This is a genomic window from Microscilla marina ATCC 23134, from assembly GCF_000169175.1.
Lineage (GTDB): Bacteria > Bacteroidota > Bacteroidia > Cytophagales > Microscillaceae > Microscilla > Microscilla marina.
Genome location: NZ_AAWS01000022.1, coordinates 117,307 through 142,922, shown reverse-complemented (window position 1 = coordinate 142,922; position 25,616 = coordinate 117,307). Strand labels below are relative to the sequence as shown.

The following is a 25,616-nucleotide window of genomic DNA, read 5'->3' as shown; positions in this document are numbered from 1 at the left end:
CAGATTCCTTATCTTTGCTTACTTAGTTAGCTATAGTGTTGTAATTCAAGCCTATAGCCTTATTTATTCACCAATTTAATATTAACTAATATGGAGCAAGTCCTAACGGGTACCAAGAAGGACAGCATCAAGCAGCTGCTGGCTTCTACCGAATATGACCGAGAGGTTACGGTACGGGGTTGGGTGCGTCACCGACGAGGCAGCAAAGAGGTGTTTTTTGTACACCTTAACGATGGTTCTACCATTCAAAACATACAGATTGTGGTCAATGCCAGTAATTTGGATAGCAATGTTTTGAATCAAATCACCGTGGGTGCTTGTCTTCAGGTTAATGGTAATTTGGTGGCTTCTCAGGGCGCCGGACAAAGCTGTGAGGTACAAGCAAGTGATGTGGTGATTTTGGGGGCAGCCGATCCCGAAAAATACCCCATTCAACCTAAGAAACACTCGATGGAGTTTTTGCGTGAAAACGCACACCTACGCATGCGCACCAATACCTTTAGTGCAGTATTTCGTTTGCGTCATGCGGCGGCTTATGCCATTCATCAATACTTCAACGAACGCGGTTTCTTTTATTTACACGCGCCTATTATTACAGGTTCGGATGCTGAAGGTGCCGGAGAGATGTTTCAGGTAACTACGCTTCCTTTAGACAATCCTCCTAAAAACGAAGAAGGTAAGATTGACTTTAAGGAAGATTTCTTTGGGCAACCTACCAACCTTTCGGTGTCGGGTCAGTTGCAGGGCGAACTTGCGGCTATGGGGCTTGGTCTGATCTATACGTTTGGTCCTACGTTTCGTGCCGAAAATTCAAACACTACCCGTCACCTGGCGGAGTTTTGGATGATTGAGCCGGAAATGGCTTTTTATGAGCAGGAAGACAACCATAACCTTGCCGAAGATTTCTTGAAATACTTGATTAAGTATGTACTGGAAAACTGTCAGGACGATCTTAAATTTTTGGACGAACGCTTTACCAAAGAAAACAATGGGAAGCCTACCAACGAGCGCAGCGAAATGGGCTTATTGGAAAAGCTTGAATTTGTGGCTGCCAATGACTTTGCCCGGGTGAGTTATACCGAGGCAATCAACATTTTACTCAACTCTAAACCGCATAAAAAGAAGAAGTTTAAGTTTCCGGTAGAATGGGGCATTGACATGCAATCGGAGCACGAGCGCTATTTGGTAGAAAAGCACTTCAAAAAGCCAGTCATTGTATACGACTACCCTCGCAACATCAAGGCTTTTTATATGAAGCAAAACGAGGGCGAAGAAGAAGGCAGAGAAACCGTGCGCGCTATGGATATATTGGTGCCAGGTATTGGCGAGATCATTGGTGGTTCGCAACGTGAAGATGATTTAGAGCATTTAAAAACCCGCATGGACGAGGTGGGCATTCCCCACCACGAACTAGAGTGGTATTTAGACTTACGCCGATTTGGTTCAGCTCCTCACAGTGGGTTTGGGCTAGGCTTCGAGCGTTTCATCTTGTTTATTACTGGTATGGCAAACATCCGCGATGTAATACCGTTTCCACGTACTCCGGGCAATGCCAGATTTTAAGGCGATGCCTATGTAGCCTCAAGCTTTTAGCGACAAGCGACAAGTCTGTGGCTGATCTGCGCAACTAAGCAAGCGTATAAGGCGTTGATTTTTAAGTGATTTAAATCAATGAACGTTAGTTGATATATATTAATCAAACCCCAGGTTTTTCGGTCTGGGGTTTTTATTTATACCAAGTTAGCAAAAACATCCTTTCCCCGTTTCAACATCATTTTTTACCAGGAATAGGCTTGGGGTAATCTTGCCCCAGAATCATCTCATAGGCTTGTTGTTCGGTGGCCTTCAGTTGATGTGGTTCGTGTACTTTGTTTTCGGGTATACTTGCCAGTTCGGGCAACCAATGCTTTACATAGGCTCCTTTGTTGTCATACCGGTTGGCTTGCGACAGTATGTCAAAGTAACGGTCTTTGCGAGGGTCGTTGCCCACCCCGGCTACATAGTTCCAGTTGCACCAATTGCTGCTCACGTCATAGTCTATCAATTGCGACTCAAAATACATGGCTCCGTGTACCCAATTAATTTTGAGGTCTTTGGTTAGGTAGCTTGCCACGTTTTGCCTGCCCCGGTTCGACATAAAACCAGTAGCATTTAACTCCCGCATGTTGGCATCTATAAAAGGAATGCCTGTTTCACCGTTTTTCCAACGCTTAAAGGTGCGTTTTCGGTTAGACGACATCTCTACCTCACCTTTGGCTTTGATCCCTCCTTTTACAAAAATACGGTGTCCGTATTTGCGTGCCACCAAACGAAAATATTCGCGCCATAGCAACTCAAACACCAAGTGATAGGTAGACTTGTTTTTGACTACTTGCTGCTCATATTTTTTTATCTCGTGGTATACCGTTCGGGCAGAAATGGCTCCGTTGGCCAACCAGGGAGAGAACTTGGTAGAATAATCGGCTCCCAGCAAGCCATTGCGGGTGTCTTTGTAATGCTGAAGCAAACTTCGTTGCCAGATGTAGTCCTCTATGCGTTGCAAACCTGCTGTTTCGCCCCCTTTGAAGTGCAGGACTGCTCTGGTGTCGGGCGTGGTATGGGTCAAGCCCAAATCGGTGAGTTTAGGCAAACTCCCTGCCTCAACTCCAGGGGGCAACAAAGGCAAAGTATCGGGGAGTGTCACTGCCTCACGCACTTTCAGCCCTTGTTCTATTTCTTTCCGAAAATCGGTAAATACATTAGACAAGCTATTCAAAGGAAAGGGTAAATCTGCCGGATGAATGAGGTTGCCTGTCCAAAGCAACTCTAAAAATACCTGGTTTTTCCATAGTCTTTTTTCGAGTTGCTTTACGGTGGCATCTTCTTCGGTGCCTATCTCCTGGCTGGCATATACCGCTTTAGCCTGGGTAGCTTTAGCCAAGTCAGCAATCACCTCTTCTGGTTTGCCTATCCTTATCACCAAACCACTGCCCTTTGCCTCCAGGTTTGCCCGCAAGTTGGCAAGAGTCTCTATCAGAAACTGGGCGCGATGAGCACCAGTTTTGGCAAAGCCCAAAGAAGTAGTCTCGTACTGACGAGGGTCAAAACAATATACAGGCAACAGGTAATCGGCATCACTCGCCGCTTTTGCCAATACGTCATTGTCATGTACCCGTAAATCGTTTCTAAACCAAACAATTTTTACCTGGGTGCGGAGATTATTTATTTTTTGCTTATTTTCCATACATTTATTAGTAGGTGTTCTGTAAGCAACCAAGTGTACAGGGGCAATGTTTTGTAATGATTGAAAGTTTAGAAATTTAAGAATAATTTATTGGGGCACAAGTTGCCCTGCAAACGGACAGCTAAAAACATAGTGACTTCAAGTTAATACCAAGTCTGATTGAAAACCCATACAAACTCACTTGTAGTGGTCTTAACGGCAAGACCAAGTTCTTCGCTATCGTTACCCGCTCTCTTGGTCAGCTGCACTTAAGACCAAGAGGAGGAAACAAGCTTGTTGATGGCTTTTAGATGTAGACATACATTAGTGTACGGGTAATGGCAACGATTTGGTAGGACAGTTAAAAAACATAGTGACTTCAAATTAACTCCCCCCATCGTTTATAAATTTTTAATGAAAAATTCATGATTAATGAAAAATGTACTAATTTTACAATATTAATTTCAGGCAAACATAATTAGATAGCTATTTGGGCTATATTTAGCATCTTTATTTACTTATTACAACAGGCAAAAAAAACACGATGATACAAACTAGAAAGTCACCTACTCAATTTAAACCACGGGTGCAATAACCAAAGAAACTCAAAGGAAGATATAGGCTGTTAGAAATACGTTGGATTGGTCATATGTGAAAACATGGTACCCACATTTGACTATCTACCTTGGTGTGCTACTTCATTGATAGTGTACTGAGGCAATACGTTATACAAAACAGATGATCACCTCACCTTTGACCTTACCGTTAGTCCACAAGGTAGCAAAACTCAGCAAATAGTTAGACCAACACACAGCTTACTACTTCGACAAAAAAGTTGTCAAGGGTTTATACTACCTGCATATTTAAAAACACTTATAAGCCAATGGTAAAGTACACCTGGCTAACGAATACTTGTTTTTAATTAAAATCCTGATGGCGAACAAACATCGACTAATTTTATACATATTCTTCACCTAAAACCCTGCACTTGGTTCGTCATTTTTCAACTCTATTGCCCTATGAAATGGCAATTACATTAAAAACTGATTCAACTTAAAGGACAATGAACCCTTCACAAAAAAAAGCGTATGACTTGCTCAAAAACAACCCTGAAGAATTGTTGGATAGCACGCAATATCAACAAGTAATAAAAAAGGTAGTAGCAAAGTTTTGTAGCAAAGGGCATTTCAACAATTATTCACCTAAAGACGTGGAAGCTGTGGTAAAAACAACCCTGGTGAACACAAAGCTTGCTCAAATGCAAGAAAATTACCAGCCTCAATTTAATATTCAGATCAAATACTTCGAGCGTGTGGTGTTTTCGGTGTGCAAAGAATTGTGCACTGTAGAATTGCTCACCGTACAAAAGGTTTGTATTCCCTTTAACTCATGTCCATAGTTTAGGCAATATTTGCTGTACAACCAGCAAGTATTGCCTACTTTTAACTACGCTTTTTATAAGTTGCTAAAAATCAACGTGATAGAAAAAGTGTGGTTGCTTAGGGAACAGGGTGTACCTAGCACCTTGCACCTAGTCCCTAGAGCCTTGTTAGGGCTATGGACTATATGAAGAATATTTCTCAATCGTTTAGGTTGTCGAGTATACCAACACCAGGAAAACGAGCTATATGAGAATAAATGGAACGAAGCATTAGGGCTTTCTTATAAAATTTAAGACTAAAAACTATTTCCTATTTAATCACCTGGTTATCAGCAAATAATCACATTACAGCCGGAGCGAATCGTTGCATAAACGTATTTCGAAGTTTTGACTTTTTATTCGTTTGTGGGGACACAAACGAAGGCGTCAGGAGGCAAGATGTACTTAGCTTCTCCCGCCTCGGGCAGTGTCTCCACGCCCGATCGAAACCTCGTACTCTGCAAGCTTCAGAGAGGTTTCTCATTTTTTATAAGAAAGCCCTACTTTCGCCTATGCATCCGTTGATGATGTTTTTGTAATCCCTTGCGGTGTTGCTGCTGTGTTTTGAAATGAGGGTTGGCTAGTGTATGCATTTGCATTTTTTGTTTGCGTTGCTTTTTCGCTTTTTTGGAGGAGGCATTTTTCGCCCTTGTTTTGATTAACTTGTTTTGCTTTTTTTGGGTAGCTAAGCGATGGTTTTTGGCTACCAACGCCAACAAATACTGTTCAAGTTCATCACGATGCTCAATATCAGCTGGAATAAACATGGCACTGCTTAAGCCATCTCCATCAATGTTTGAGATATAAACGACTAAGTTACCATCGATCATTTCCACTTTTTGAATTTCTTCATTTTTCAGCGTATAGCCCCCAAACAAACTTTTTTTACCAAGCTTATCAGGGCTTACTTGGTACATTGCTTCTACCTCATTGTATTTTATACCATACTTGGTACCTGCCACGGCACCCCAACCTAATAAATACCAAATAAAATTACTCATATTCGCTATATTACCCCCCATTATTGACACGCCTATGGCATAGATCAACAAGCCCCAAAAAAACCAGGCGGCGTTTTCATTGGCAAATGTATCCGTAAAATTTTTTAAAACATCGCTACGCAATGGTTTGGGTAACTGTAAAGAGTAACTAAAGTCGCCCTTAAAACTAAGTTTGACAGGTGGACTTGCTGAAATGGGGCTCTTTAGAGGAGGACGTGCTACTGTAGCAGGCGATATTTTAAACTGTCCCAATGATATTTTTGCTTCATTGATAAGGGCTTCGTATTCTTTCCAGAAAACTTCGCGTTGTTGGTAACTCCCCCACTCTTTGGGCTGTTCATTATAGCCCGCATCTAACCATTGTTGCCAACAGGCATTGGCTATTTGTTCTCTTCTTTTATCAGTTTTTATATCCATGTTGATCACGTGCTTACAAAAAAATAGAATAGAGGTGCTTAAGCATTTGTACTTACTTGAGTACCTTGGTTTTTGAGTTTAGAGTTTGGTTAATTTTTTAATCAAACGTAAGCTTTTATTGAAAAGTTAAGCACACTACAAATAACACTACTTTAACAAGGTTTTTGTCACAAACTCTCTATGTTTGTTGCAAAATTAATCATTCTTAAATCAACACATCGTTTTTTCACAATGAAAAGAATTACCCTACTTATTACCCTTTTTTGTCTTGGTGGATTGTTTCAGGCCAAAGCACAGTTAAATATAGGCTTGCCTGCACCCAGCCCACAAGCCACCCTACAGCAAAAAGTGGGTTTAACCGACATTACTGTTTCTTACTCGCGCCCTGGTATAAAGGGACGTAAGATTTTTGGTGGCATTATTTCTTATGGTAGAATCTGGCGTACAGGTGCCAATATGGCCACTACTATAGCTTTTGGCGACAAAGTAAGCATAGCGGGCAAAGAGGTGCCTAAAGGAAAATACTCGCTTTATACCATTCCAGGCAAAAAAGAATGGACAATTATTTTAAACAAAGGCATTGCCTGGGGAACTGTATACCAGGAAAAAAATGATTTGATGAGGTTTAAAGTAGCTGCTACTCAAACCAAGCATACCTTTGAGTCGTTTACGATTGATTTCTCTAATTTTGCCCCTAACGCGGCTCACTTGAACCTCATGTGGGAAAACACGGTGGTTTCTTTCAAAATAACCAGTGATGTAGACGCTAAAGTAATGGCAAGTATTAACCGTTATATGCAAAACCCTGAGCGTGCCCTTACTAGCTTGTACTTTGAGTCTGCCACGTATTATTACAACACCAACCGCGACTTAGACAAAGCCCTTGGTTGGGTAAATAAGGCGGTAACACTCGCACCTTCGGCTTATTGGATAGCGCACCTAAAAGCCAAAATTCAAGGAAAACTTAAAGACTATAAAGGGGCAATTGCTACTGCCAAAACTAGCATAGTAAAGGCAAATAAAGCAGGTAACCCTGATTATGTACGCCTTAACCAAAAACTAATTAGTCAATGGGAAAAGCAATTGAATAAGTAGATTGTCTCAGCCGTACCTGCCAGGCTTTCAGAACCTGGCAGGTATAAAATTGCGTAAAGAGTGGCATTGTTTTACAATTCGTAAAAGTTTTGGTTCTCAAAAATGATGAATACAAAACGGCAGGTCTACCATTTTTTTCGATGCTTCTTCCAGCATTATTTAGCAAGATAGCGTATTAAAATACAAGTGTACATAATGAATTATCACAACAAACAATTTCGTTCGGTAAACAATACCGATAATGGCGAAGTAAGCAGTGAAACGCTTTTTCATTACCAACAAAATGGTGATGTAATAACAGCTAGTTATAAAGGGGGACAAATAAAACAGGGCAACCTGATAGGCAAGGTAAACGCACAAGGGCAAATAGAGATGCGTTACCAACACCTTAATCAACAAATGGAGTTTATGACTGGGCGTTGTGTGTCTACGCCGGAGGTGTTACCTAATGGAAAAACCCGTTTACACGAAAAGTGGCAATGGACAAGTGGTGATTGTTCGGAGGGAGAGTCGATAATTGAAGAGGTATAAGCAATGGTCGTTTAGACTTTTTTACAAAACGACTTCTATCAGCAAAGCCTTTATTTTCAAGCGACAAATTTACCTGAGACTTGCCGCTTGAAAGTGGGAATTAATAAGGTATGCCCCATTTGCGAAACACAAAGCCTAAAATCCAGGCAGGACCTACCATTAGAAATTGTACGTCTTTGAGAAACGACGGTTTTTTACCCTCGTGATTGTGCCCTATAAACTGGAATATCCAGGCTACTACAAAAATAGCCACTGATACCAACCACAGAGGCAAACCTGCGGCTACTATTTGGTAGTTGCCCCACAACACCAATGCCGAGTAAAAGAACATACCTATAGCCAAAGGCACCGACAAACGCAAGTAAAACAATAGGCTCAATACAATAAGCACAGACCCCAGGTGGGCGTAGGGCGCCAATGACGCTGGTAACATGCGCGCCAAAAAACCTAAGGGTATGCAGGCAAGTAAACCTACTACGCTAAACACAATGGCGGGCACACAGATATAGTGAATTAATTTGTTAAACTTGGTTTGGTGGCTTTCGCCGTACTCGTCCAGTAACTGATCTACCTTTCTCATAATAACTTATTTTTGTGTAATAAAAATTTCCGGGTTTTATGATTTATTAAGCTTTACAAACTTTCGTATTTGCTTGTATTCTTCTTTGCCTTTTTTGGTCATCAATGGAATAATCAGGTTCCATAATAGCTCTATAGGCTGACACTGATTGACTGTATAACCGGGCATTTGGGCAATTTGTGCCTGTGATGCCCAAAAAGTAGTCACCATCCAGACTACATGTATCAACTGATCATAGTTTACTGCTTCGTCTGCGGGCTTAAGCCGCTCTGTTTCAATATAATAATTGATCAATTGGCGGGCTTGCACAAAACGTTTTTGGGTGGTTTCGTGATATTGAGCGGCAATTTCTGGGTAAGCCCGTACGATGTTTACCACATCTTGAAAGAAAAAAGCATACTGCTGTTGGTGTTGGGTAAACTTTTGGATAATCTCTTCGAAATGATGCAAAGTAAGGTAGGTATCAGGCAAAATATAGTTTACAGCCTCAGTGCGCATTTGGGTGTAAATATTCGCCAACAATACTTCTTTGGTTTTAAAATGATAACTCAGGTTTCCAGCACTCATCTTTAGCTCATCGGCAATTTGTTTCATAGATACATGGGCAAAACCTTTTTGGTTGAACAAACGAATGGCTGTTTTTACAATGACATCTTTCAAAATAGTACATTTAATTATTTACATATTACAACATTAGTTAATTAATACTAATATATCAAAAAAATTAGAAAGTATTTACTAAAGTAAGTGCCAATGCCCCCTTAAGGTTCAAGAAACCTCCTCATTTGTCACAAGCACCAAGACACCATAGATAGATGCATGGGCAACCAATGACTGGTGGTTACTTACTTTGAGGGGGTACGCTGTGTGTTCTTAGCGCTTTTTGATGCTCAAAATGTCTACAGTAGTAAGCTTGGTGGCTTGCATGCCACACGAAAACTCTTGATTACTGACTTGGTAGGTAAACAAGATGTCTAACCCATTTTGTCGAAATGCCTGGTCCAGATTTACGGGTTTGAGTCTTTTGCCTTTGGCACTAATGATATACCCACAACCATCGGCAGCGACCGACCCGGTGTACAACACCTTGCCCACAATGGCTTGGCTGTTTTCAGCAGTTGCCAAAGATGAAGCCTGTTTGGTGCAGGCATAAGACACAACTAATAGCAGTAAAAAGAAAATAAATGAAGCTGTTTTTTTTTGCATATTTTTTTTGGTTAAGAGTGACAACAGATGGACACCGAGCGCTGAAGGTTGCTCTATGTTAATGCTTAGAGCAAACCCATTGCAAGACATATTTATTTATATTTTATATAACAAACAAGCTTAAGTTGTGTGACACAATAATTTATTTACACAAAAAAAAGGCACTGATCAGTGCCTTTTTTTTGTATTGATTTTTGATGCCTGACTTAAGAATTTATCTCGCCTTTTTATGAGTTACAAAATCAATATTTTGCTTCTAAGCTGAGCCTTTTTGTGTGCCATAATCTTGACAAAGACAGGCAAAACCAAACCTTTCCATTTTCAGCCCAAAAGTAGAGATAGTTCCTAAGGTCGGTTTATAATTTGGTGATATTTACAATAGTAACCGCGGTAAGTATGGTAGGCAATAACCCACACGAAAAAGGTTCACTGTTTAAGCGATAAGTCACCACCACATCGATACCATCCTGCTGAAAATCAGCACTCAAGTTCAAAGGTTTCAGTTCTTGTCCAGTTTCGGTACGCACAAGGTATCCGCAACCATCAGCGGCTACCAGCCCGGTATTTATTATTTTACCCACTACAGTTTTATTGGTCAGTGGATCCTCAGGTCCAGGAGCAGGTTGTTTTGTGCAGGCGGTCAATACCATAAGCCATAAGGCTAAGAAAGCAATTGAAGATAATCGTATTTTCACGTTTTTAAAACTTGTTTATATGTTGTGTATTGTGGTATTCAAACCATTACGGTTATAACCATTTATCTGCTGCAAATTTTGCCAAAAAAACTAAAAGAAAAAAACTAAACCGTTTTGTAGTTTGCCACAAAACAATTTAGTCATACAACTACTTGATATTGTAGTACTACAGCGTACCCCTACGGGCTTGCTCTGCCTCTATAGATTCAAACAAAGCCTGAAAGTTACCCTTGCCAAACGAGTGTGCTCCTTTGCGTTGAATGATCTCATAAAATAATGTAGGACGGTCTTCTACAGGTTTGGTAAAAATCTGCAACAAGTAGCCTTCTTCGTCGCGGTCTACCAATATTCCCAGGTCTTTCAACACCTTAAGATCCTCTTCTATTTCACCACATCGCTCGCCTACTGTATCGTAGTAATCGCTGGGTACATACAAAAATTCTACCCCGCGACGCTTTAGTTCCGACACGGCATGCACTATGTCGTCAGTAGCTACCGCAATGTGTTGGCAACCGGCTCCCCCATAAAACTGGATGTACTCTTCTATCTGAGACTTTTTCTTGCCCAAGGCAGGCTCATTGATTGGAAATTTGATTCTACCATTGCCATTTTGCATCACTTTGCTCATCAAGGCTGTGTAGTCGGTCGAGATGTCCTTGTCGTCAAATGTAATCAGGTTTGAGAAACCCATCACATTTTCATAAAACTTTGCCCAGTGGTTCATTTGCCCCCAGTCTACGTTGCCCACACAATGATCTACATACTTAAGCCCTATTTCGTTGGGTTGGTAGTCGCTTTCCCACTTTTCGAAACCTGGCAAAAATACTCCTTGGTAGTTTTTACGCTCAATAAACATGTGTACCGTATCGCCATAGGTATGAATCCCTGCCTTTTTTATTTCTCCGTGTTCGTCTGTTTCTACAGTAGGCTTCAGGAACGATCTTGCCCCGCGTTTCACCGTTTCGTTGTACGATTTTTCGGCATCTTCTACCCAAAACGCAATCACCTTTACCCCATCGCCGTGACGCTCCAGGTGGTGGGTTATTTCGTTGCCAGGCTGCATAGGTGCAGTCAATACCAACGTAATTTTGCCCTGACGCACTACATAAGAGGTACGATCGGTAAGCCCTGTCTCCAGCCCGGCGTATGCCAGCGACTGAAAACCAAAAGCTGACTTATAAAAATAGGCTGCCTGCTTGGCATTGCCCACATAAAACTCAAGATAATCGGTACCGTTGATGGGTAAGAATTCTTGTTGGTTGGTGGTTTTTGATGTTTCTATTACTGTATCCATATTTATTTTTCTTTTTTGGGTGTTTGTGTAGCTGTTAGCCTTTTTGTTCTTTGTGTAGCTTTATTAGCCTTTAGCCTTTCTGGTCTTCGTGTAGCTTTAGCCATTAGCTTTTAGCCTTTCTGTTCCTCGTGGGGGTTAGCTGTTAGCCTTTTTGTTCTTTGCGTAGCTTTATTAGCCTTTAGCCTTTCTGGTCTTCGCAGGGGTGTAGCTTTTAGCCTTTCTGTTCTTCGTGGGGGTTAGCCGTTAGTTTTTTTATTCTTTGTGTAGTTTTAGCCTTTAGCCTTTCTGGTCTTTGCGTAGCTTTAGCCGTTGACTTTTAGCCTTTTTGGTCTTCGTATAGTTTTTCTCGCTTTCGCAAATATGATAATTACCATCAAGCAAAAACTAAAAGCCCCCTACAAACAGTTAAACTAAAGCTAAAGGCTAAAAATCAGCGTAGCTCAAAAAAAAGCTAAAAGACCTCTACAAACAGTTAAACTAAGGCTAAAGGCTAAAAATCAGCGTAGCTCAAAAAAAGGCTAAAAGCCCCCTACAAACAGTTAAACTAAAGCTAAAGGCTAAAAATCAGCGTAGCTCAAAAAAAGGCTAAAAGACCCCTACAAACAGTTAAACTAAAGCTAAAGGCTAAAAATCAGCGTAGCTCAAAAAAAAGCTAAAAGCCCCCTACAAACAGTTAAACTAAAGCTAAAGGCTAAAAATCAGCGTAGCTCAAAAAAAAGCTAAAAGACCCCTACAAACAGTTAAACTAAAGCTAAAGGCTAAAAATCAGCGTAGCTCAAAAAAAAGCTAAAAGCCCCCTACAAACAGTTAAACTAAAGCTAAAGGCTAAAAATCAGCGTAGCTCAAAAAAAGGCTAAAAGACCCCTACAAACAGTTAAACTAAAGCTAAAGGCTAAAAATCAGCGTAGCTCAAAAAAACTAAATGCTCACGTGCTCTGCCAGCCACGACTTATAATAATCGGGAACTTCGATGCCCATGGCTTCTTTGGTGATCTTGAAAGGGTTAAAAGGGTCGATCATGACCGCAAGCTCCTGGGTTTCTTTTTTGCCAATGCTGCGCTCTACTGCACCAGGGTGAGGCCCATGTACCAAACCACCAGGATGCAGGGTAAGTTGCCCTTTAGTAATACCGTTGCGGCTCATAAAATCACCATCTACATAATACAACACCTCGTCGGAGTCGATATTGCTATGGTTGTAAGGAGCGGGAATAGCCTCAGGGTGATAGTCGTACATACGCGGAACAAAAGAGCAGATCACAAAGTTGTGCGCCTCAAACGTCTGATGGATAGGTGGCGGCATGTGAATGCGACCAGTGATGGGTTCAAAATCGTGGATAGAAAAAGCATACGGGTAATGAAAACCGTCCCAACCTACTACGTCAAAAGGGTGGTTGGCATATACATAAGGGTAAATGGCTCCGTGCTTTTTAATACGTACATCAAAATCACCCACTTCGTCATAAGTTTCCAAAGCAGTAGGGCGTTTTATATCTCTTTCGCAAAACGGGGAGTGCTCAAGCAACTGGCCATATTCGTTGCGGTACCTTTTGGGGGTTTCTACCGAGCTAAACGACTCTACAATGAGCAAACGATTGTCTTCAGTATCAAAATGCAATTGATAAATCATTCCCTTCGGAATCACCACATAGTCGCCATATTCAAACTGCAGGCTACCAAACATAGTTTTGAGCGTGCCTGATCCTTTATGTACAAACAACATTTCATCAGCTTCCACATTTTTGTAAAAGTAATCCATGGTTTTGCGAGGCGCAGCAATGATCACATGCAAATCGTTATTTACCATCAAAGGTTTACGGCTCGCCAGGTAGTCGTCCTGTGGCTCAATATCGAAACCTTTAAAACTCATGTTTTTTAAGTTCTTCTCAATGGCTATCTCAGGGCTAATGTCGATAGGTTCGCCGGCGTGCTTTACCTGAGTAGGTGGGTGAATGTGGTAAACATTTGAGTATTTTCCCGAAAAACCCATTGTACCAAACAACTCTTCAGAGTAAAGTCCTCCTTGATTATTGCTAAACTGAATGTGTCTTTTCTTGGGTATTTTCCCTAATGAGTGGTAAGTTGACATATCTCTTTTTTTTAACTGTCTTGGAAAATAATTGTACAAATTTGAGTTAAAATAGCATTGAAAAAAATGACCTTTGTCAGTATTTAAAAGCTATTTTTGAGCATCTTACAAAAAAAAACAGGAAAAAAAATGATCTATCTCAGTTAAGAAAATGACTAGAGGGAATAATCAGGCTTTTTTGAATTTATTTAATAAAAAAAAGTCTTTTTGAAAGATTTTACAATCACTTTCAAAAAGACTTTCATAAGGGTATAAATTCGATATTTTACTTTTTACTTTTTTTATCCTTCTTCTTTTTATCCTTCTTTCCAAACACCGAGAAGTGGACATATTTTTTAGGGTTTTCCCTAAAATCAATCAATACTTTGTCAAGATTGCCGGTGAGCCTCTCCAGGTTGTTGTACAAAGAGTCGTTTTTGATCAATTTGCCCAATGTTCCCTGCCCCTGATTAACCGTTTCAATTACTTCGTTGAGTTGAGCAACAGTGTTTTCGACCTTTTGGATAGTTTTGTCAAGTTCAAGTTTTTCTGCTTTGCTGGCAATATTATCAACCTTGGCAATGATAGGCTTCACGCTTTTTTCTGTCTCTATCAACGAAACAGACAAAGACTTTAAGTTTCGCATAATAACGTCGATGTTGCTCCCTTGTGTTTTGAGTGTATTGTCGAGCGTTCCAGTCAGGCTTGCCGTATTGCTAAGTACTTCTTTCACTTTGGTACCTGTCCCGCCCAGTTCTTTGAGCAGCTCATTGACATAAATAAGGGTAGAGTCTATTTTTTTGGTGAGAGGTTCTACATGTTTGGTCACCTTGTCGAGCATACCATCCATATAGGCAGCGTTCTTTATGGTGTCGCCGTGCTGTAGGTTGTTGTCAGGGTTGTTCAGGTCAGCTTTGCCCACATTGAGCATGAGCTGCATACCACTTAGCAGGTCTACCGACCCCAACTTTATAGAGGCATCTTTGCCCAATACCAAGTCGCCACGCAATGCTACATCTACCATCATTTTGTTATTGTCTTTTTGCAGTATCTTAATTTCTCTCACCCTTCCTACCTGAAAACCATTGACCGTTACCGGGTTCGACACGGTTAAACCTTTGATATCGGAATACATCACATAGTAATGGTTGGCACTTGAAAAGAAGTTAGAACCTTTCAAAAAGTTAAACCCCAGATATAAAGCTGCCCCAGCCACTAAGGCAAGCAAACCAATTTTAAATTCTTTAGATATGTTCATGTAATGGGTATAAAGTTTCTGTCAATCAAACAGATACAACCATCAGTTTGTTTTTAACTTCTGGACTGTATTGTCTTTCTATGTCTTTTGTTAATTAAATGGTGCTACACATATAACTTAAGCGATTCATCACCAAATCACCCCTTTTTGTTAGGTGTGTATAATATCAATAGTCCATAGCGCCTGCAGGGGCAAGCTTCAAGCGACAAGTCGCAAGTCTTTAGATACCGATGAATATCGGTGCTACACCCTGGTTAACTGCGTTGAACTCATCACAGCAAATTGCTGCCCCGATAAATATAAATCGGGATTTAGAAATAGATTCGGTTCACAGGTAACTGCACTTTTTCTATCATGTTGATTTTTAGTAACTTATAAAAAACGTAGTTAAATAAAAGTATTTAGCCTATAGTCCATAGCTCATTTGAGTAAGAGTTCACCTTGTTAAATGCTGTAAACCAGTATTTTATATTAAGATTGCGTACTCACTTTATTTTTAAAAGTGTTTCGGTTTTACGCCTAAACACCCAATTAAATAGTTTTTAAATTCATAAACAACTGACAACCAGCAAACAACTTTGACTAAAATCACTGCGGAGTATTGTAATATAGAAAACTATTCAAATTTATGATTACTAATCAAAAGTTTAAATTTAATTGATAGTTTTTATTCTCTTTTGTTTCAGTTAGGTACTCAACCATCATTAAATATAAAATAAATAAGTTCTACTTATAGCGCTGATGCCGGCTTAATATTTATTTCACCTCTAGCTCTTTCTTATACGCCCTAAATGCTCTAAAAATGGCAGACGCCATATAAATTTGCCCCAATGCATCATTTAAAAACCGTTCTTCTCCGGGGTTAGACAAAAAACCCAGCTCTACCAATACACTGGGCATGGCGGTACGCGCCAACACATAAAACCCTGCCTGCTTTACTCCACGGGTTTTGCGCCTTACCTTGTTTTTTATCTCCCAGTCAATCTTACGGGCAAAGTTTAGGCTATGCTTCATGTGTACTTGTTGGCTCATGGCCAATAATATATAAGACTGGGGAGAGTTGGGATCAAACCCACCATAATTGCGTTGATAGTTTTTTTCAAGCAATATAGAGGAATTTTCGCGCTTGGCTATCGCCAGATTGTCCTCCGATACATGGTTACCCATGACGTATACTTCAGCTCCTTTTGCTCTGCTGCGGTTACGGGCTTTGCGCGCGGCAGCATTGCAATGTATAGAGATAAAAAGATCGGCTTTGATACGGTTGGCTAACTCTGTACGGCGATAAAGCTCTACAAACTTGTCAGTAGTTCGGGTATAAACTACCTTTACGCCCGGCAAATTTCTTTTGATGATTCGCCCAAGTTCCAACGCAACTCTTAGGGTGATATTTTTTTCTTTGGTATGTTTGCCCAATGTACCAGGGTCTTTGCCACCATGCCCGGCATCTATCACTACTGTTTTTACCTTGTAACCAAGCAACACTTCACTTTTATCAGGCGCTTGTGAGACATGAACAGGCAAAAAAGAGGTACTGATACAGACAATAAAAAGGCAAGAAATCAACAAGAGACGTTTCAACATGGTTGCTCGTATTATTTTTGTTGCAAAATTGTGATTTTTTTAAAGAAATTTGAAAAAGATAATATATAAATTTGTGGCTGGTTTTGCCTTGATAACAGTTTCAGAGTATGTTTAAAAATCATAATCTGGGTTAAAAAAGAGATTTTTACGCGCTGACTTTGTTGATTTTTGCGTCAATAGCTATGGCTATTCCCTTAAAAATACGCCTCGCCAACACAAAAAACTCATCATTTTTAACTCCGAAGGCAAAATTTAAACATACTCTCAGAGAAAACATATAAAGAACAGAAGTAAAGAAAGTATGTGCAATATGCCTAAATTTTGGGGAGTGTGGATAATGTTAGTTGTGATGTTTGCATCGCAGGCAGTGCAAGGGCAGATAACAACCAAAGATAGCCTTAAAAAAAACACCACAGTTGACATTGAGCGATCAGACACCACCAAAATACGAGACTCTACCGAAGTACGCCTGGGCGATAGTACCCGTAAAAACAACACCCAACGCCCTCCCAAAGGCGACATTACCACTACGATAAAATATGATGCCCGTGACTCAATCATGATGGATGTAACCGGCAAAATAATGTACCTCTATGGAGAGGCCAAAGTAGACTATGGCGCTACCAAGCTTACAGCCGCATTTATAGAGATTAACATGAAAACCAATCTTATCACGGCAAAAGCTATCAAAGATGATTCAACCGGCAAGGTCATTGGGCGCCCGGTGTTTAAAGATGATGCAGGCTCCTATGAAGCTGACTCTATGGTATACAACTACAAAACCCGCAAGGGAATTATCAACCGGGTAGTAACCAAACAAGGAGAAGGCTACATTATTCTGGAAAAGGCCAAGAAAAACGAAAAAAACGAAACTTTTGGGCTCAATGGTAAATATACTACCTGCAACCTTGCCAACCCTCATTTTCATATCCAATCTTATAAACTAAAGCTGGTACCAGAAAAGCAAATCGTAACGGGACCTTTCAACCTTTATATCAAAGACTCCCCTACCCCACTGGGCTTTTTGTTTGGTATATTTCCGTTTACCTCCCGCAATACTTCAGGCATTATTATACCCACTTATGGCGAAGAAAGAGAACGGGGTTTCTTTTTGCGGCAAGGGGGATATTACTGGGCAGTAAACCCTTATATAGGCATTACTTTTCTCACCGACTTTTATACCAATGGTAGTTGGGGAGCCACAATGAACACAGAATACAAAAAGCGGTACAGATTCAACGGTTCGGCATCGTTGGCATTTAACAAAAACATTACGGGTGACTTGAACAGGGCAGTCTCAGAAGATTTTTGGGTCACCTGGAACCACTCGCCAGTGCCCAGAGGGTCGGCACGTTTTTCGGCATCGGTAAGGGCTGGGTCTTCCAGGTACAACGCCAATAACACGTTTCAGACAGAAAATCGCCTGTCCAATACTTTTAACTCTAGTATTTCGTACAGCAATACTTTTAATGTAGGCGAAATTCCTTTTAACCTGGGAGTTAACCTCAGGCACGATCAAAATGTGCAAACTGAAATTATGAATATGAGTTTGCCCGAAATAAACCTGCAGATGAACCGGGTTTATCCCTTTAAGAAAAAAGGAAAAGCCGCTAAAAACCCCATCCAAAACCTGAGTTTTTCTTATACCGCATCGGCTACCAACCGCCTTACCAACCAGGCGCCGTCACCAGGGGCGTTTACCTCACCCAATGGACTCGATACGGCAAAGGTAGATTTTAATTTTGCTAACTGGGCTATCATTAGCCGCCGGGGTAGTATGGGCATCAAGCATACCATTCCGGTGTCTACTACTATGAAACTGTTCAAATACATAAGTTTAAACCCTACTTTTTCTTACGAAGAATGGTGGTACCCCAAGAAACTAAACTACGACGACTCTAACCCCGACGCGGTAGTGGTTGACACATTGAATGGGTTTTCACGTGCTTCGTCGTACAATGCCAGTATATCGCTCAACACGCGGATTTATGGTACTTACCAAAATATTCGTTTTCTGAGCAAAAAGGTAGTGGGCATTCGCCACATCATGAACCCATCGGTGAGCTTTTCTTACCGCCCCGATTTCTCCGAAGCACGCTATGACTATTTCCAAAATGTAAGAACTACTTCAAATCCTGAGGGTACACTCGTTTCGCGTTATAATGGCGCTGGCTTTGTACAAGGGGCACCCGCAGGGGGCAAAAGTGCCGTAATGGGCTTCTCATTGTCAAACACGGTAGAGATGAAGGTAAAAGACGATAAAGACACCACCAATGCTGAGGGTACTAAAAAAATAAAATTGTTAGAAAACCTTTCGTTTGCCAGTGGGTACAATTTTCTGGCAGACTCGTTTAACCTCACCAGGGTGTCTATTACGGCACGTACCCGTTTGCTGGGTTTTATAGATCTTAATTCTACGGCTACTTACGACCCCTACACCTGGGAACTGGTAAGCAATGAAGGAGGCAACATTATTCAACGCCAACGTGATGTATACGCCTGGTCACGAGACTTGAGCATTACCAACCCTCAGATAAGGGGACAAATAAACCAGGCAAGCATTGCACTGTCGGCTAACTTTACTCCAGAGTCGTTTAGGCGAAAGCGGCAAAAAAAGATGAATCAGCTCAATGATGCCAGAGAAAACTCAGAGCTTACCCAAAGGCAAATAATGAATGACCCTAATGCTTATGTAGACTTTGAGATTCCCTGGCGGCTTAATATGAGTTTTAATATGAGCTATTCCAAACAAGGTTTTCAGAAAAGTGTTGTTACCCGAAACCTCAACTTTAACGGGGATGTAAGCTTGTCGAAAACCTGGAAAATAAGTGCTACTTCGGGGTATGATTTTGACGCCAAAACTTTATCTTATACCTCGCTCAATGTATACAAAGACTTGCATTGTTGGGAGATGAGTTTTGGTTGGATTCCTTTTGGTCAGTTTCAGTCATTTACGTTTGACCTCAAGGTAAAGGCAGCCATTCTTCAGGATTTAAAGCTTAGTCGCCGCCGTACCTGGTTTGATAATTAGGGCTTTTTTGGTCTTTGTGTAGCCTTTAGCCTTTCTGGTCTTCGCGGGGGTTTAGCCTTTAGCTTTTCTGTTCTTTGTGGAGCTTTAGCCTTTAGCTTTTCTGTTCTTCGTGAAGCTTTAGCCTTTCCGGTCTTCGTGTAGTTTTCTCGCTTTCGCAAATATAACAATCACCATCGAGCAAGGGCTAAAGGTTAAAAACTTAGCGTAGCTCAAGAAAAAGCTAAAGGCTCCGTACAAATAGTTAAACTAAAGCTAAAGGCTCAATACAAACAGTCAAGAAAAAGCTAAAAATCCCACAAGATAATATCCCAGGCTTCACCGCGAGGGTCAGTATATTGGTGCAAGAGTTGAAAACCTACCCGCGCATGGGCTTTGATTGAACGCTGATTGCGGGTGGCTACTTCAGTCACCACAAAATCGTACTTGCTGCCATACACCTGCCCCAATTGAGCATACATCCCGTCAAACACCCCTTGCCCCCGGTAAGCTTTGTCAATGCAAACTTGCCCCATCACAAAAAAGCAATAGTCACTCAACGGTTTTTGCCGATAGCTAAGGTTACCAAAAAGGTCAAACATAGGCTGGAGCACTGGAATACGGTCTTGAAAACTTTCTAACATTACCAAACAATACCCTACCACAGTGTCACCGTCTTTGGCTATGATGTGGGCTTCGGTACTGTTCATGGCTTGCATCAATTCAAAATCGTGTTCTACTGTTACAAACCCCTGTTCATGTGCCTCACTGGTGCTTATGTTTACAGGCAAGTTGCGTTGCTGTAAAGCCAGTAGTTGTTTTATCTCCTGAGGGCCATGGAGCGTAGTATAAACTAGTTGTTTCATAGATAACCAAATATTTTTTATAAAACCATACGCACAATTTATACACTTAGCAACATGTCTGCCCTGTGAACAGGACTTTGATAAACCTTAGCAATCACTGTCTTATTTGAAAAAAATAAAAGCCCTCACTCGCTTTTTGATATACGAATGAGGGCTTCAGTTTCTTTGTGTGGCAGAGTATTAATAACTGAAGTTACGCAGACCTACTTATTTTGATGGTTATATGGCTTTATTGCTCAATGGTTGGGCTACGCATTGCGCAACAATATAGCCATTCAACAATAGAAACAGGTGACTTTCAGAAAACTGCGTAACTTGAGTTAATAAATCAACTTAGTAGCACTTACTACTACCGAGGCAATGCGTACTGCATCGAACACGCGCTCTTCGGTGGCACCTAGTTCTAACAATGACTTTTCGTGCGCTGTTACACACATTTCGCAACCATTGACGGCTGAAATGGCCAAACTCATTAATTCAAAAAATTCTTTGCCACTTACTGGCTTCATCATTATTTGCATTTTGATGCCCGCCGGAATGGTGTTGTATTTATCTTTGTTCATAAAATGACGGAAACGATAAAATACGTTGTTGGCGGCAAGCAGTGAGGCACAAGCTACTGCCTCGGCTATTTCTGCTTCACTGGCTTCGGCAGTTTTTGCCTGAGCAGTAAACAGCTTTTGCAAAATATCGTTTTGCTCGTTGGCGGCTACCGATAGGGCAATCAAAGCGGCCTCTTTTTGGCTCAGGTTTTTGGCTTTGAAAGCATTCTTGAGGTTAATGCGCAAGTCTTTGATATAGCGCGACTCTCCGTCTACTACGGTGTTAAAGGCTACACTTGCATCTTCAGGGTTTACACCCAAATCTTGTAATAAATCGCTTGCTACTTCTTGTATCATATGTTTGAATATTGAGAATAGTTGGTAGTTGGGAGTCAGTAGTTGGGAGCTTTTTAATTGAAAAGTAAAAATGCTCAATTAAGCTATTAATCACTGACAATCAACACTTTAAATATTTTGCATTTGCTTTGTGAAAGCTAAAAAAAGGAGGACAAGCCTCCTTTCTATATTATTCTTGACAAAATTATTCAGCCAAAGCTGCAGTCAAAGTTTCTTCGCCTTTTTCCCAGTTACATGGGCAAAGCTCGTCAGTTTGTAAAGCGTCCAATACACGGATCACTTCTTCTACGTTACGCCCAACGTTCAGGTCGTATACAGATACCCAACGTACAATACCTTCAGGGTCGATGATGAAAGTAGCACGGTAAGCAATTTTTTCGTTGGCTTCCAAAATACCTAACTCTTCTGCCAAAGACTTAGAAGTATCGGCAAGCATAGGGAATTTCAAACCGCGTAGATCGTCGTGGTTGTTTCTCCAGGCAAGGTGTACAAACTCAGAGTCGGTAGAAGCACCAATCAAAGTAGTGTCACGGTCTCTGAATTCATCAAAGTTGTTGTTAAACTCAGCGATTTCAGTAGGACATACAAAAGTAAAATCTTTTGGCCACCAAAACATTACAGTCCAACGTCCTTCGTCGTTTTTGAAGCTCTCAGAAGAGATGTCAGCAAACTCTTTTCCTTTTTCTAAAGATACAACAGCAGTTTTTTTGAATGAAGGGAACTCAGTTCCTACAGTAATGATTCCTTGTGACATAATATGTATTGTTTATATTGGTTTGTTTTTCAATTTTGTATTGCAAATATCTTATTTTACCTCTTATCATTCAAATCAATTATTTCTATTCTACAATTAGAAAAAACTATAATTGACTTATTTCAATTTGCGATATAACTATTTTATTTACAAAAATTAACCTATTCTTTTTCAGTGAGTTAAATTGAAATAATATTTGGCATTAGTCACGAAATACCGTTCATAATAGTGCGTGGTGTTTTTCTTAAAAAAATGGGAAATGTGCATAAACAAAAAGGGAAGCCCATGACCCCAGGTCACACACTTCCCCTTTATAGTAAAGAATCAATTACAAACTTAAGTCAGCAATCAAAGTTTACTTCTGTATCATCACACGTTTGGTGGCAATCAAATGCCCGTTTTCATCGCTGATTTTGAGCATATATATACCACTTTTTAGCCCTTGGGTTTTTACCTTCACTTTACCATCTTCGGTAATAGTGGTAGCAATTACTTGCTTTTGTCCGTTTAAATCGTGCAAAGCAAAAGTAGGTTGGGTGTTGGCAATGTGGGTATAGCTTACCGCAAAATCGCCGCTAGTACTTGGCATAGGGTACACATTTACCTCTTTGGCGGCTTTGAGCTCGTTCAAGTCTTTTGCCGTGCTGATTACCCTCATATTGGCGGCTTTTCCGTTGATAAAACCTTTAAAGTTGGCAAACATCGCTTGGTTTAACTTTCCATCTACTGCCTTTACCGTAAGGTAATAAGCCGTAGCAGAAGTACTCATTCCTTGTACACTATAAGAGGTAAGCAATACTTGCTTGTTTTGGTGGTTGTTCCACAACATTTGCACATTGGCATCACTTCCTTTACGCGACGTTGAAATATCGCTCACAGTCAACTGTTGGGCATTATACCCCAAGTTAAAGTCAATGGCGTGTACTGTAGTATTGTATTGATAGGTTACAGGTACCTTAAAACTACCATCTTCTAGTTTTTCTGCATTGAACAAGTCTACCATCAACGTACCTTCTTTTTCGGTAGTTCTCAATTGGTTGCCTGCAGTGGTTTTCCAGTTACCGTCTACATCGCCTAACAAAACGCCATAGATCAGGTTTTTAAAGCCTTGATCACAAAACGAAGCTGCAGTAGTAGGCAGGTGTTGAGGCGAGGCAGGTACTTTGTCGCGCCAGTAGCCATCATCGGTAGGCTGACCATTTCTTACTGGGTAGTTAGCTACTGGCTTAAAATCTGCCCCTTTAAAAGTAGTATGGGCATCTACAAAACGCCAGTCAAGCGAAGGTCCAACGTTGGGTAATGGCTGTCCAGTGGCAACGTCGTGGTTCCATACCTGAGGGTATTGAGCAGTTTTGAGCGTAATGCGTTGCTGCATGAGCGTAATGTCGCCCGCGTGTACCTCACCATTCATGTTTACATCTGCCGCTAACGTCTGAAAAGCATTGGGTATCCATCTCACCCCATTGGTTTGGTCGTCAAGCGTAGTAATCAAAGCCGCATAATAGCAGTCCATTCCATTGATTACCGACATCATGTGAGGGTTTGCCGCAACGTCGCGCTTAATTACTAAATGAGAACCTTTAGCTGGCTCAAAAACAAATACACCGTTCAAATCAGGCTGTACTGCTTCGGCAGATAAAGAAGAACCCGCGCCATTGCTGCTATAAATATTGGTAGCCAAATAATCATTCGGGTTATTGGGGTCATACGCCAACGGTTGGTCAGCGCCACCTTGGTTCCAATAAATGATTGCTCCTTTTACTTTTTGGGCATTGTCGGTCACGGTTACATCCCCTGGGTCAACCGTTTTATTTACATCTTTTAAAGTATATGATTCTACCAATTCGCAACTGATAAGATCGCCTTTGGTTACTGTAGTACCTGCCTTTAGGCGAAACTCTACACATATAACATCGCCCAAGCCCTGGAAAAAAGTACCTACAGGCGCATCACCTTTATAATAAATAGAGGCGTGTAATTGCCCGCTGGTGTTGGTGTTGAGCTTATAAGTGCCATAGCTATTGCCACTATGGTTTACCACGTTGCCCAAGGTTACACTACCCGTAGGCTCCATTAGGTTGGCATCGTATTGTAGGCAGTAGTCCATTCCTATAATTCCAGTAGTTACCTCTGTTTTGGCTTTGAGGGTCACACAAAAAGTCTCGTCCTGACAGTTTACTACCGGGGTATTGATGGCGTATTGGTTTACTGGGTCTGGTGGGGTAGAGCCATCCGCATCGTATTTCCATAGCTTGTGCCCCTCGCCATTGTTTGCCGAGAAAAAGAGTTTGTTATTGTATACCACCAAGTTGTTGGGGTTCGAAGAACCATAACCTGGGTTCAAGTCGACTACTAGTTTAGTACCCGCTTCGGTGCCGTCAGTTTCCCATAGCTCATTACCATGTGTACCATCGTTTGCCACAAAATAAAGCTTGCTGTTGTACACTTTAAAATTGTGTGGATCTGCGCTGTCATTGACGTTAATTTCTTTCAACATTTTGGTGCCTGCTTCAGTACCATCGCTCACCCACAACTCTAGGTTGCCAGTGAGTTCATTGTTGGCGCTAAAGTATAATTTGTCGTTGTAGGCAGTGAGGTGATAAGGGTAAGAAGAGCTGTTGGCATAAATATCTTTGACCATTTTAGTACCTTCTTTGGTGCCATCGGTTACCCACAGCTCGTAGCCGTGTGTGCCATCTTCAGCGCTAAAAAACAATTGGTTGTTACACACCACAAAGTCTCTGGCGTCAGAACCATCCGCACCAGGGTTAATGTCTTTCACCAACTTGGTGTCTATGCCCAAGCCATTGGTTTCGTACAACTCTTTGCCAAGTTTGCCGTTGTTTGCCACAAAATACAACTTGCCCTTGTACTCAATCATACGCTCAGGGTTAGAAGAATTAGGTCCTCCCCAAATGTCAGTAATTTGGTAAGTATATCCATTGTATCGGTTATCTGTTACCCATAGCTCTTTGCCATTTGATCTGTCAGCAGCAAAGTACATTTTTTTGCCAAACTTCACATCTCCATACACAATCAAAGGCGTAGCGTTTGAGCTACCTGCCCCCGTTTTAATGTTGATGGTGCTGGTAGTTGTTCCATCGGTTTTTCTCAGTTCAGCCCCGTTTACATCGTCAGTGGCGAGAAAGTAGACATCGTTTCCGTGTGACAACAAGTTCGAAGCCGACCTATAGTCAATGTCGTCTACCAAGCGAGTGCCTGCGGCTGTTCCATCACTTACCCATAAGTTTTTGCCAGCTACACTACCCGCAGTAAAGAACAGTTGATCTTTGTGTATGGTAAAGTTGTTAAAATAAGCTCCTTCGTTCAGGTCTTTTACCATGGTAGTAGTAATGCCATCACTGCTCCAGAACTCGGTGCCCACAAAAAAGTATAATTTGTTTTTAAAAACTACCGGATGTCCACTTGGTGTCTTATCCGATACAGGCGTAGGGGCTTGCGCATAGCTGCTAAGGCAAACACCCAACAATAAAGCGATAATCAGTAAATAATTATGTTTCATGATTTTTGTTAAAATGGTTGTTAAGAATAGGACACAATCAGGATAGATTGCCTCCTGTGAAAATATATTCCTGGATAAAATTCAATTAGAAACCATAGGTGCTTTTAAACACGCTTCTTATAAGTCGTTGAAAATCAAAACGATACAAAAGTGTAGTTACTTATGAACCGAATCTACAGCAATTTGCTGTGATGAGCTCAACGCAGTTAAACAAGGT

General features: G+C 41.0%; 19 protein-coding genes. 5 read left to right on the top strand and 14 right to left on the bottom strand.

The features are described from left to right. Positions 1 to 90 precede the first annotated feature (90 nt). The gene (gene asnS, locus M23134_RS20385) at positions 91 to 1,563 is read left to right on the top strand and encodes an asparagine--tRNA ligase (protein ID WP_002699357.1); all 1,473 of its coding nucleotides are present in this window, start codon (positions 91 to 93) and stop codon (positions 1,561 to 1,563) included. Positions 1,564 to 1,771: 208 nt separating this feature from the next. On the opposite strand, the gene M23134_RS20380 is transcribed toward asnS, so the two are convergent. Then, a complete protein-coding gene (locus M23134_RS20380) occupies positions 1,772 to 3,223 on the bottom strand; it encodes a DASH family cryptochrome (RefSeq protein WP_002699356.1) in 1,452 nt (483 codons plus the stop codon). Positions 3,224 to 4,265: 1,042 nt separating this feature from the next. On the opposite strand from M23134_RS20380, the gene M23134_RS20375 reads away from it, so the two are divergent. After that, on the top strand, positions 4,266 to 4,601 hold the full coding sequence (locus M23134_RS20375) for a hypothetical protein (protein ID WP_002699355.1): 336 nt from the start codon (positions 4,266 to 4,268) through the stop codon (positions 4,599 to 4,601). 521 nt (positions 4,602 to 5,122) lie between these two features. On the opposite strand, the gene M23134_RS20370 is transcribed toward M23134_RS20375, so the two are convergent. Then, positions 5,123 to 6,040 (bottom strand): hypothetical protein, encoded by a 918-nt coding sequence (locus tag M23134_RS20370; protein ID WP_002699353.1) that lies wholly within the window; start codon positions 6,038 to 6,040, stop codon positions 5,123 to 5,125. Between the two features lie 231 nt (positions 6,041 to 6,271). Between M23134_RS20370 and M23134_RS20365 the strand changes: the two genes are divergently transcribed. Then, positions 6,272 to 7,135, top strand: coding sequence for a DUF2911 domain-containing protein (locus M23134_RS20365; protein ID WP_045113971.1), 864 nt, complete (start codon positions 6,272 to 6,274; stop codon positions 7,133 to 7,135). A 195-nt stretch (positions 7,136 to 7,330) separates the two neighbouring features. Beyond that, positions 7,331 to 7,666 (top strand): hypothetical protein, encoded by a 336-nt coding sequence (locus tag M23134_RS20360; protein WP_002699349.1) that lies wholly within the window; start codon positions 7,331 to 7,333, stop codon positions 7,664 to 7,666. A 100-nt stretch (positions 7,667 to 7,766) separates the two neighbouring features. Here the strand turns inward: M23134_RS20360 and M23134_RS20355 are convergent, their stop codons facing one another. From M23134_RS20355 to M23134_RS20320, 8 genes are all read right to left on the bottom strand, one after another. Next, positions 7,767 to 8,246, bottom strand: coding sequence for an Mpo1 family 2-hydroxy fatty acid dioxygenase (locus M23134_RS20355; RefSeq protein WP_002699347.1), 480 nt, complete (start codon positions 8,244 to 8,246; stop codon positions 7,767 to 7,769). A gap of 36 nt (positions 8,247 to 8,282) precedes the next feature. Continuing rightward, a complete protein-coding gene (locus M23134_RS20350) occupies positions 8,283 to 8,906 on the bottom strand; it encodes a TetR/AcrR family transcriptional regulator (RefSeq protein ID WP_002699330.1) in 624 nt (207 codons plus the stop codon). 213 nt (positions 8,907 to 9,119) lie between these two features. After that, positions 9,120 to 9,452, bottom strand: coding sequence for a hypothetical protein (locus M23134_RS20345; RefSeq protein WP_002699328.1), 333 nt, complete (start codon positions 9,450 to 9,452; stop codon positions 9,120 to 9,122). Between the two features lie 356 nt (positions 9,453 to 9,808). Further along, positions 9,809 to 10,147 carry a hypothetical protein gene (locus tag M23134_RS20340; RefSeq protein ID WP_045113970.1) on the bottom strand — a complete coding sequence of 113 codons (339 nt, stop codon included), beginning with the start codon at positions 10,145 to 10,147 and terminating at the stop codon, positions 9,809 to 9,811. 166 nt (positions 10,148 to 10,313) lie between these two features. After that, positions 10,314 to 11,441, bottom strand: a complete 1,128-nt coding sequence (gene hppD / locus M23134_RS20335; RefSeq protein WP_002699324.1) for a 4-hydroxyphenylpyruvate dioxygenase — start codon at positions 11,439 to 11,441, stop codon at positions 10,314 to 10,316. Between the two features lie 918 nt (positions 11,442 to 12,359). After that, on the bottom strand, positions 12,360 to 13,529 hold the full coding sequence (locus M23134_RS20330; RefSeq protein ID WP_002699322.1) for a homogentisate 1,2-dioxygenase: 1,170 nt from the start codon (positions 13,527 to 13,529) through the stop codon (positions 12,360 to 12,362). A 265-nt stretch (positions 13,530 to 13,794) separates the two neighbouring features. After that, on the bottom strand, positions 13,795 to 14,766 hold the full coding sequence (locus tag M23134_RS20325) for an MlaD family protein (RefSeq protein ID WP_002699319.1): 972 nt from the start codon (positions 14,764 to 14,766) through the stop codon (positions 13,795 to 13,797). Between the two features lie 756 nt (positions 14,767 to 15,522). Then, entirely contained in the window at positions 15,523 to 16,350 is an 828-nt protein-coding gene (locus M23134_RS20320) for an N-acetylmuramoyl-L-alanine amidase family protein (RefSeq protein WP_002699318.1), read from the bottom strand. Between the two features lie 310 nt (positions 16,351 to 16,660). Here M23134_RS20320 and M23134_RS20315 point away from each other — a divergent pair, with 310 nt between their 5' ends. Continuing rightward, the gene (locus M23134_RS20315; protein ID WP_157558563.1) at positions 16,661 to 19,381 is read left to right on the top strand and encodes a putative LPS assembly protein LptD; all 2,721 of its coding nucleotides are present in this window, start codon (positions 16,661 to 16,663) and stop codon (positions 19,379 to 19,381) included. Between the two features lie 284 nt (positions 19,382 to 19,665). On the opposite strand, the gene M23134_RS20310 is transcribed toward M23134_RS20315, so the two are convergent. The 4 genes from M23134_RS20310 to M23134_RS38555 form a co-directional block, all read right to left on the bottom strand. Then, on the bottom strand, positions 19,666 to 20,223 hold the full coding sequence (locus M23134_RS20310) for a GNAT family N-acetyltransferase (RefSeq protein ID WP_002699313.1): 558 nt from the start codon (positions 20,221 to 20,223) through the stop codon (positions 19,666 to 19,668). Positions 20,224 to 20,543: 320 nt separating this feature from the next. After that, entirely contained in the window at positions 20,544 to 21,122 is a 579-nt protein-coding gene (locus M23134_RS20305) for a carboxymuconolactone decarboxylase family protein (protein ID WP_045113969.1), read from the bottom strand. A 184-nt stretch (positions 21,123 to 21,306) separates the two neighbouring features. Next, the gene (locus tag M23134_RS20300; RefSeq protein WP_002699308.1) at positions 21,307 to 21,876 is read right to left on the bottom strand and encodes a peroxiredoxin; all 570 of its coding nucleotides are present in this window, start codon (positions 21,874 to 21,876) and stop codon (positions 21,307 to 21,309) included. A 355-nt stretch (positions 21,877 to 22,231) separates the two neighbouring features. Beyond that, positions 22,232 to 25,399, bottom strand: coding sequence for an ELWxxDGT repeat protein (locus M23134_RS38555; RefSeq protein ID WP_002699306.1), 3,168 nt, complete (start codon positions 25,397 to 25,399; stop codon positions 22,232 to 22,234). Positions 25,400 to 25,616: the final 217 nt, after the last annotated feature.